This window comes from Anaerococcus sp. HMSC068A02, from assembly GCF_001811125.1.
GTDB lineage: Bacteria > Bacillota > Clostridia > Tissierellales > Peptoniphilaceae > Anaerococcus > Anaerococcus vaginalis_C.
In genome coordinates this window covers 18,603-28,918 of the sequence record NZ_KV803766.1, presented here as the reverse complement: position 1 = coordinate 28,918, position 10,316 = coordinate 18,603, and the positions used below count along the sequence as shown (strand labels likewise).

At 33.0% G+C, this 10,316-nt stretch carries 2 protein-coding genes and 3 pseudogenes; all 5 read right to left on the bottom strand.

Annotated features, from left to right (window positions below; all coding sequences use genetic code 11):
• A pseudogene (locus HMPREF2782_RS06715) lies at positions 1 to 315 on the bottom strand (DNA-binding protein); the annotation flags it as partial.
• A 43-nt stretch (positions 316 to 358) separates the two neighbouring features.
• A pseudogene (locus tag HMPREF2782_RS06710) lies at positions 359 to 1,732 on the bottom strand (helicase); the annotation flags it as partial.
• 88 nt (positions 1,733 to 1,820) lie between these two features.
• Positions 1,821 to 3,491 (bottom strand): group II intron reverse transcriptase/maturase, encoded by a 1,671-nt coding sequence (ltrA, locus tag HMPREF2782_RS06705; RefSeq protein WP_070641742.1) that lies wholly within the window; start codon positions 3,489 to 3,491, stop codon positions 1,821 to 1,823.
• A 69-nt stretch (positions 3,492 to 3,560) separates the two neighbouring features.
• A complete protein-coding gene (locus HMPREF2782_RS09590) occupies positions 3,561 to 3,698 on the bottom strand; it encodes a hypothetical protein (RefSeq protein ID WP_002841132.1) in 138 nt (45 codons plus the stop codon).
• 369 nt (positions 3,699 to 4,067) lie between these two features.
• Positions 4,068 to 8,543 (bottom strand): annotated as a pseudogene (locus tag HMPREF2782_RS06700) (helicase-related protein); the annotation flags it as partial.
• Positions 8,544 to 10,316 lie beyond the last annotated feature (1,773 nt).

Here is a 10,316-nt window from a genome sequence, read left to right as displayed (position 1 = left end):
TCCATTAGCATTTTCTCTTTCAAGATTTTCTACTTTTCCAGCTATATTGCCAACGAGATTTATAAGATCATCTTTTTCTTCAAAATCACTTACATTTTCAACAATCTTACCTTGTTCTTTCATATCATCAATCATATAGTCAAAGTCATCATTTAATAGACCTGTTGTGTCTTTGATCATAAATAAAACATAAACTTCTTCAAGTGCCTTTTCGTCATTAACACCTTTTTCTATACTCACAAGTGCTTTTATAAAGTCCTTGTAGTTATCATTCATCATTTCTTCTAAGTTTTCTCTAATATCTTTGTATTCCATATTTTCCTCCTTGTACTAAATAAGGAGAGCCTTTCGCTCTCCTCTATCTTTCTTGTCCTTTTTCGTTTTTTTCTTGATTTTTATCTTTTTCTTCTTCCGATTTGAATTTGGATATTTGTCCCAATATTGATGGTTTTTCTTCCCTTGCGTGAAGATTATCTTCTACATCATAAGTTGATTCAAAGTAATCACTATCTTTAAAATCATTGTCATACCTATCTGGTATTCCATCATTGTCAAGATCTTTTGCTAGTGGATCATAGAAGTTTCCATCATCATCTATTTCTAATCCTAGTGCTTGTTTTAAATCTTCTTCATCTACTGATACCAGATCATCAAAACTTGACATATTTATGGCTTCGGTCATATCTTTAAGAGCTTGTGAATTAGATATATCTTCTTCTACAAAAGATTCTGTTCTAATAGCAACATTATCTACATACTGAGTCCATGTTTTTTCTTCCAAATTTACCTCATATTGAATAGAGTGCTTCCCATCTGGTGTCTCTGTATAGGCAAGTCCTATATGACTTAAATCGGGGTATAATTTGTCAAAGTCTTCATAGCTATTAGATTCTGAAAACTCATAATTAGAATAATCAACTATCGCCCTCTTTAAATCTTCTAATAGTGGTGATTGGTTTTCTAATTCTTCTACTTCTCCCATATCTAAAAGTTTATTGATTTCAGCTAGTCTTAGTGTCTTATCTCTTAACTCATCTGCTTTTTCAAATGGTTTTGTCAATTCTACTTTGGCATTTTCTAAAGATTCTTTATAGTTTTCAATGTTTTGATTTAACCTTTCAAGCCTTGCAGGCATTTTTTCAATGGCATTATCAAGCCTTGTTATATTGCCATCAGTAGAGTTTGAAAACTCCCCGAAATATTCTGCTTTTCCTAGAAGTTTAAAGGTATGAGTATTAGTCATAAAGTTATATGAAACTTGTAAGTCTAAATTTCTATATTTACCAATGACCTTGCTATCATTTATCTTTACTTTTTTTATTTCTTCTAATAGCTTATCTCCAGCTTCTTTCTTGTCTAAAATTTTATTTGTCCCAAGAGTAATTGAAGTGAATTTGCTATCTCCTTCTCCTAATTTCTCAACACTTGCAATATCTTCTTTAACTGCTTGTATTTCCATTTCAGTTTTTAAAATACTTTGAGGATAAATTTTATTTACCTTATCTTCAAGCTTATATTTATTAGACTTGTAGTTTGCTTCCAGCATTTTTAGTTTTGTAACTTCGTTATCTAAATCCATTTTTTCTTTAATTAAAGGATTTCCAGTGGCTAAAGCCTTAATTTCTGAATAAGATAGGCTTGCTTCATCAACATCTTCCGCAACTCTTACTGGAGTTTTTGAGGTCATAATTTGAGATATGAATTTCTGCTTATTCTCTATTGTCTGGTCGAGTAGGTCGGGGATATTACTATCCCTTTCCCCTCTAAGAACCGTGCATGAGAGTTTCCCCTCACACGGCTCAAGTTTTTATAAGCCCTAATTAAAGAGCCAGCGTATTTTCTTTATCATTTATATGCAATTTTCTATGACACCAAGGGTGTACTAATGTTTTAAGGGTAATATTGTTTTGAGTTGTTTGATGTACTCTAAAGTCTGTATCCAGAGTTATTTTCTCTCCACAAACAGGGCATATTCCGTTTTGCGTTTTATACAGTCTATTTATAACTGTACGTCCTTTAAGTTCGTTTCGTATTTTTAACTCTTCTCTTTCTTCAAAGTATATTTGCCAATTTTCATCAAATGGATTTGCTTCAGCTTGTATCTTGGTAAATCTTTTAATATCAGTGTCTGTAGCATATTTAAGACGAAGATAGTATTTCTCGCCATTTTCCATTCTGTCGCCAGTTGCTACACTGAAAGTCCAGGTTCTATTTCCAATGGTATGGAAGTATTTCTTAGCTATCCATTTTCTACCTTTCTTTGGGTGTCTACGAACGCACCAGGTCCACAAGCTTTTATATATTTCATAATCAAGTTTTTCAAAGGCTTTAGATGAAACATTATATTTATGATAGTTTACCCAACCTATAATGATTGGATTTAATTTTCTAATCAAAATTTCTTGTTTCATTGACGGATTATCTTTTATGATTCGTCTGATTTTATCGACAATAGCCTTGAAGTTATTATCAGATGGTTTTGTAAGCAACTTATCTTTATACATCCTAATATTAACTCCAAGAAAATCAAAACCGTCATTTATGTGTGTTATAAGTGTCTTTTCCTCTGATAATTCTAAACCTCTTTCAGCCAAGAATTTTACAATGATTGGCTTTACACCATTTTCAAGCAATTCTTCACTTTCTCCTGTAACAATGAAATCATCTGCATATCTAACAAAATTAACCTTTGGGAAATATGTTTTCTTGTTTACTGTTCTTCTATGGTATTTCTCTTTGATTGCTTTTTCTAAACCATCTAATACCATATTGGAAATAATAGGTGATATTGGCGAGCCTTGTGGACTTCCTGTTTCTGTTGGAAATACTTTTTGTTTTTCTATATATCCACACTCAAGCCAGAGTTTTAATAATTTCTTGTTCATTGGGATATTATTTAATATCCATTCATGACTTATATTATCAAAACAACCTTTTATATCTCCCTCAAGTACCCATTTTGCAGACTTCTTTTTATTGAGTGACGTAAAACACTGCTCGATAGCATCTTGTGTACATCTTTTTGCCCTAAATCCATAAGAATTAGGGTCAGCAGTAATTTCTGCTATGGGTTCAAGTGCAAATTTATATAGTGTTTGCATTGCTCTATCTGTCATTGTAGGAATGCTGAGAGGTCTTTTCTTACCATTTTTCTTTGGTATATACACTCTTCTAAGAGGCTTAGGTTTATATCCTCTTAAATTTAACTTTTCTATCGCCTTATACTTTGCCTGTGATGTTAGCCATAATTCACCATCAACACCACTTGTTTTCTTGCCTTGATTTTCAGTTACCCTCTTAATAGCCAAGGCTTTTGCATAAAATGAAGTTGTGAGTAAATGTTGTAAAGATTTTACCTTTCCATATTTACTCATTTTCCACGCTTTCACAATACGCATTTGTAGTTTTTTAACATAGCTTTCTGCTAGATAAAAGTCTATACTTTCCCAGTTTTTAGCTCTGTTAGTAGTAGCACACATTTTACTGTTCATTTGCTTTCTCCTTTCAAAAATTCTACAAGTTCTCTTGTGATTAAAAACCAAATGGAAGTCTGCACTCTTTCAAGTTAGAGCAAATTTTGAACCCCTATCCATCTCATTACAAGATGGCATTCGCTTTTTCCATTCTCCTTTACCTGCACCATTATCAGCATTTCTTACGATTTGCCTTGCCTTTTGGCAATAGTACAGGCTTACCATGTTTCACTTAATTAACATTGATAACTTAGGCTCTACCTCTCTGCCGGTAGTCTTTTTGTCCGTGTAATCCCACTGTGGAAAGGATTATCCGACTACACACCATTTTGGTTCAGGCTTATCAGCAACTTTAGCCTGTTCGCCTTAACGACATTTATCAGTAGTTCACATATGTTAGCCATATTATCAAGCCTCGCTCCCTAACCGCCTTGTTGCTGGCAGTTTCGGTATTCCCTCACGGTTTTACCTCAAGTAGGGCTACTTTAATATCAGCTTACCACACCTAAGTGCAGCCGATACTCGGCTCAACTAACGGAATAGTTGGTTTGGTCATTTTGCCAAACAGTTAAATTAAGCGACTTCATGTCGCACCCACAAATACGCATCGAAGGTATTCTCTGTTACATATCTAAAGATATTAACTTTATCATTTTCATTACCTTGACGAACAATTCTACCACTTCTTTGCTCTAGGTCAGACGGTCTCCAAGGGACGTCTAAATCGTGTAAGGCTATTAGTTTATTTTGTACATTTGTACCTGCTCCCATTTTTTGAGTAGATCCTAATAATACCCTTACTTCTCCTCTTCTTACTTTAGAGAATAATTCATCTTTTTGTTTGTCTGTATCTGCTTCGTGGATAAAGGCTATTTCTTCTTTAGGTATTCCCATATTCACTAGCTTATTTCTAATATCGTCATAGATATTAAATTCTCCATCTCCTTTTGGTGTAGACATATCTGAAAACACTAATTGGGTCGATGATTTTTCTCTTGTCTTATCCCAGATCGAAAAGATGTTTTTAACACATACATTTACCTTTGAATTATGATCATCGGGAAGTAGTGGATTTATTAATCTTTGGTCAAGGGCAAGTTTTTTACCATCATTTGTAATCTTTAGCATATTATCTTCTGTTGGCTCTACTTGGTTATTTCTAACTGCGTCAGCTCTTTCTGAAATAGCTTCTAATATTTCTTTTTGTTCCTCAGTAGGTTTTGTTTTAATAACTTCAAAGTTTGCTTCTGGTACTGGCAAATTTAACATATCTGAGGTCTTTATATCTGCTACTTCTTTAAACATAGACATCAGTTCTGGCAAGTTATAAAACTTTGAAAATCTTGTCTTTTGCCTATATCCAGTGCCTTCTGGAGATAATTCAAAGGTATTTTCTGTTTCTCCAAAAGTAGAAGCCCAGGCATCAAAATGTTCTAATCCTCTTGCCTTTAAATCGTCATATTGAAGGTATCTTTGCATGGTATAAAGCTCTGTCATTGAATTTGATATTGGTGTACCAGTAGCAAATACAACTCCCTTTCCATCTGTCATTTCGTCCATATACCTACATTTCATATACATATCTGAAGACTTAAAGGCTTCACTCTGACCGATACCCGCAACATTTCTCATCTTTGTATGCAAGAATAGGTTTTTGTAATTATGAGCTTCGTCTATAAATAACTTATCTACTCCTAGTTCTTCAAAGGTTATAACATCATCTTTTTTAAAGTCATCATTTAGTTTTTCCAGTCTTACCAAGAGTTTCTTCTTTGTCTTTTCCAGTTGTTTTACAGTGAAATTTTCTCCTCTATTTCTTTTATTCTCATCAATAAAGGAAACTATATCATCTATTTGGTCTTGTATATGTCTTACCTGGTATTCCTTAGACATCGGTATTTTTTCAAATTGAGAGTGTCCTATAATGACTGCATCATATTCTCCTGTTGCAATCCTACCAATAAATCTTTTCCTATTTTTTGGTTGAAAGTCTTTTTTATCGGCCACCATAATATTTGCTGACGGATATAATTGCATAAACTCCCTACCAATTTGAGTAGTTAGATGGTTAGGAACTACAAATAATGATTTACTTGCAAGTCCTAACTTTTTAGATTCCATAGCAGAAGCTACCATTTCAAAAGTTTTTCCTGCTCCTACTACATGGGCAAGCAATGTATTTCCACCATAAAGAGTCCTTGCTATGGCGTTTTTCTGATGTTCTCGAAGTCTGATTTCAGTATTCATTCCATCAAAAGTTAAGTTAGAGCCGTCAAATTCTCTATTTCTAATTGAATTGAATTTTTCATTATAAATCTTTTCTAGCCTATATCTTCTATCAGGATCTTCAAATATCCAATTCTTAAATTCTTCTTTAATCAGCTCTTGCTTTTGACTTGCAAGCATAGTTTCTTTTTTGTTTAATACAGAAGTCTTAGAACCATCATCATTTATTACTTGGTCAAATACCTTTGTATCTTTTAGATTAAGGGCATTTTCAATTAGCTTATAGGCATTGACTCTACTTGTACCATAAGTCATGTTAGCAAGGTCATTAGTTGAGTCAACACTTTTACCTTCAATGTTCCATTCACTTGTATGTGGTGAGAACCTAACATTTATATTCCACCTATCATAACCTGGTGTTTTTAAAAGATTAAAAGTAAAGTCTTCTATATCTTTTTGAGGTATCCAAGTTGCTCCTAACCTTACATTTATATCAGAAGCAGTTAGTTCTTCAGGCATAACTTCTTGTAATTTTTCCCTTTGATATTTGAGTTTGCCTAACTCGTTTAATAATGTGTCTTTCTTTTCAGAAGGTGCTAAATCTATTACATTTTCAATTTCTCCAATATATGAATTGAGATAGCCAATCTTTTCTCTAATATTGCCACTTAAATACTCATCAGCCGATACATATGAAAAATGAAATGGATCGTCATGGTTAAAGTTTTCAAAGGGCATTCTGTTATTTATTAGGTCTATGTCCTTAATGTCTAAAAATATTTCTCCCTCAAGCTCACCAATTAAGGTGTCCCTATCTTTACTTGTGATAGATTCCATATATTCAAAATCTACATATCCTTTTTGTGAAACTGATAAGACTAAGGCTTCAAGGGAAGTATCTACATGGTCTACTACTTTTGCCTTTGTTATTGTTCTTTTTGAAAATATATCACTCTTAGCTTTGAAATTATCCTCATCATCAAGTATTTCTATTGATGAAACCAAAGGAAAGTTTGAGTCTTCCTTTAAGGCTCTAGTATTTGATAAGGAGTTAATGAAGCCATGTTTCTTTGAAAAGTTATCATAGACTTCATTTAACTTTGCTTGTGACTCTTTTATTTCTTCATCAGAAAAATCGTCCTTTTGTTTTTCTATTACATCTTTTAAAGCATTCATTACATCAAGATAATCTTTTATCTTTTCTTTATTTTTATCTGATATATTCTGCTTAATTAAGACTGAGTTTTCTCTTAGGTAGACTTCTTCATCAATAATAGTGTAAGAAAAGTTTTTAACATCGTCTGTTGCTGGAAGACTTAATTCCTCATCTTCCAATAGTTCAACCTCTTCATATTTTGAATTTGAAGATATTTCCTTACTTGCAAGATCCATTAAGTCTTTTAACTTTTCATCTTCTTTTTCATCACAAGTAATAGTATTGCCAAATCTTCCAGATACTTCTTTCATATCCCCTAATACCATCTGAGGATTATCTACAAAGTATTTATTATAAGTCAAACCCTTTTTATCAGTTGATAGGTGTACCCAATCGTCATCTCTTTCTATAACTGAATCTCTCTTTTTTAAGAAAATAATATCTGAAGTAACTTCTGTACCAGCAAGTCCTTTAAATGTTGTATTAGGAAGCCTCATAGCTCCTAAAAACTCACATCTTGCATTAATATATTTTCTTACAGATTCATCTTTTTTATCCATAGTTCCAGATGAAGTTATGAAGGCAATAATTCCTCCATTCCTAACCTTATCTATAGACTTTGCAAAAAAATAATCGTGAATCAGAAAATTATTTCTGTTATATTCACGATCGTTAACTTTAAAATCTCCAAAGGGAACATTTCCTATAACTAAATCGAAAAAGTTATTTGAGAAGTTTGTTTCTTCAAAGCCTTTAATTTGAATGTTAGCTTCAGGATAAAGTTCTCTTGCTATTCTTCCGCTTAGACTATCTTTTTCTACTCCATATACTTTAGAGCCTTGTATTTCACTTGGCATATTACCAATAAAATTACCGACCCCTGCAGATGGTTCGAGGATATTCCCAGTCTTAAATCCCATATCTGTTAGAGTCTTATATATTCCATCCATTACCTCTCTAGGTGTATAAAAGGATGTTAAAGTAGACTCTTTAGCATTTAAATACTCTTCATTTGTTAGATTTTCTTTTAAAATATTTCTTGCTTCGAGCCATTGTCCTCCTTTTTCTTCATCGAAGACATCGGAAAGACCTCCCCACCCCAGATAATCAGCCAGATAGGCTTGTTCATACTCTCTTGGACTCCTATTTTCATTTTCAAGTCTTTTGAGCATTTTAATAGCTTTGATATTTTTATCTAACTTTTCTGATGGTGTTAGGTATTCTGAGTAGATATGATTTTTTAAGTCATAATTTCTAGCAAAACTTAACTTTTCCTTATTAGGTTCATAGCCTAGATTCTTTAAATCTTCTTTACCCCTCAATAAGTTTTCGGCTGCTTCTCTTGGGATATCATACCTATCCATCATTTGATCAATTTCAGAATTGTAGTTATCAATAAAGCTTTCTTGCTCTACTTGTCTTTCAATTTGTTTTTCATGCTCAGATAATTTGTATATCTCGTAATTTCCACTATCTAAAAGGTCATCAATCTTTTTACTCTCTTCAAATGTTTCACCCTTATATAAGGGAAATTCTTCTCCATTAACTTCTACTTTAGTTCCTGTTTCAATTAAGTTAATTCCATCAAAGATGTTCTCATCTTCTAAAATAAATTCCTTACCAACCTTTACTGCTAGTTTTTCTGATGTTTGACTTAGATTTCCAAAGATTTCTTCAAGGTATGAATCGTTTCTATATGGAATTACTTCCGAACCCCTAATCATACCTCCCATATATTCCATATTATCTCTGATAGTGACAGTTTTAAGTCCTCCACTTAGTTCATCAAAATCTGTAATGGTAAAGTCCTTATCTTTATATCTAACCTGATCGCCTATCTTAAATTTAGGCTCTATCTTTTCCTTATCTTCTTCTTGTAAGGAGTTTTTCTCACTTAGTGCAACTTGTTCTTCTAAATATGAAAATTCACGCTCATTTACTTCTTCACCATCACCAAGGTCAATCCTATAATGTTCGACAACTTCGCCATCTACATAGTGGTCAAAATAGAATTTGAAATACCCGATATAATCATCAGTCATTTCTCCAAATTCATTTTCTCCAAGAGTTTGATTATGGTCTTTAACATCAATATCCTTTTGTCTTAGGATATTGATTAAGTCTTTAGTTACTATCTGCCCACTATAATCGGGAACTAATTCGTGGTTTTCATTAAATTCTACAATCCAATAATCTTTTCCGTTTTCAGTGTTTTTGCCATCAAAAAAAGAAGCTTCATCAGCTTCCTTTTCTTTGCTTATTTCATTTTCTAAGCTTCCACGTATTCCTTGATCGCTATTCTCTTCACTGTCGCCATCAAGTTGTTCATCTGTCCTTGGTATTCCTCTGGATTCTCTCTCATCATCTTCTCTGTCAATCCTTGTTCTTTCATCATCTTGACTTTCTCTCTCTTGATAAAGTCCACTGCCTGATTCTGAATTTCTTTCAGATGGTTCAAAAGTGTTTTCTCCTCGTACATTTCCTGAAGTTTCTTCCAGTTCTCCATGTCCTCGCTCCCTACCAGGTAAGACAGTCTTAGAACTGCGTAAGTCGGATTCGGGAATCTCTCCATAAATTCCAGATCCTTCTCCATCATGTCCAAGGTTTTCTCTTCGATCTTCATCGCTATTTCCTCTGTCGCTTCCATCTGTGAAAACTCGTCCATCTCTACTTCTTGACCTATCATCTCGTCTATATAAATCATTTTGACCTCCTCTATCTTCATTTGTATTTTCTATATCTCTATTATAGTCGGCATCGGCCCTTTCTGTCAGCAGCCTAGCACGATCCATTTCCTTTGATTTTTCTATTGTGCTATCTATAATATCTTCGCTAACCCTTGATATTACAAGACCTATCTGCTCTAAAGAAATTGTATTAATCCTCAAAAAATTATTTTTTAAATTTTCCATATCCATAGGATAGACTGTATTAAATCTATTAGCTACTGCATAAGATATTGAGTCTCTCATAAACTTTTCAAAACTCAGTCTATCCTCTATATCTATCCTCAAATCAGCAAGAGCCAAGTTAATGTATTCATCTCCATAAATTCGACTCAAAGAAAATATATTTTCATTGAGTGAATCACTAGCTTCAAATGAAGAATCTCTTATTATTTCTTTTAAAGCCTCGTTATGATTTTCGTAATCAAACTGCCATAATTTAACCTCATTAATATTCCTATCCATTGATGTGGTCTGACTTATATCAAAGATATATGAAATTCTTTGATTTACATCACTTCCAACTAAAATTGGAATACCCTTTTGACCTCTCATAACAACTCGACCAAAATATTTCTTCCACATATCAAAAGTCGCACAAGCTCTAGCTTCAGGTTCCTTGTTATATATACTTAATTGGCTTGAAAAATCATATTTCTGATTATTACCTATAACTTTTAAGAGTTTTAAATATTCTTTTTCATCTTGTAACACTTCATACTTTATAGCTTCTTG

What these genes read in the sequence shown, in the direction of transcription:
- HMPREF2782_RS09590 (WP_002841132.1), bottom strand. Translation starts at nt 3,698, where the DNA reads ATGGTAAGCCTGTACTATTGCCAAAAGGCAAGGCAAATCGTAAGAAAT.
- ltrA (WP_070641742.1), bottom strand. Translation starts at nt 3,491, where the DNA reads ATGAACAGTAAAATGTGTGCTACTACTAACAGAGCTAAAAACTGGGAA.